Annotated in this window: 1 rRNA gene; it reads right to left on the minus strand. The window is 51.0% G+C overall.

The features are described 5' to 3' along the window. Positions 1 to 314, minus strand: a 16S ribosomal RNA gene (locus AYO52_RS02505); the annotation flags it as partial.

The following is a 314-nucleotide window of genomic DNA, read 5'->3' on the forward strand; positions in this document are numbered from 1 at the left end:
GTGTCTCAGTCCCAATGTGGCCGATTACCCTCTCAGGTCGGCTACGTATCATTGCCATGGTGAGCCGTTACCCCACCATCTAGCTAATACGCCGCGGGACCATCCAAAAGTGATAGCCGAAGCCATCTTTCAAACTCGGACCATGCGGTCCAAGTTGTTATGCGGTATTAGCATCTGTTTCCAGGTGTTATCCCCCGCTTCTGGGCAGGTTTCCCACGTGTTACTCACCAGTTCGCCACTCACTCAAATGTAAATCATGATGCAAGCACCAATCAATACCAGAGTTCGTTCGACTTGCATGTATTAGGCACGCC

Origin of the sequence: Dietzia sp. 111N12-1, from assembly GCF_001658045.1 — a bacterium.
Lineage (GTDB): Bacteria > Actinomycetota > Actinomycetes > Mycobacteriales > Mycobacteriaceae > Dietzia > Dietzia kunjamensis.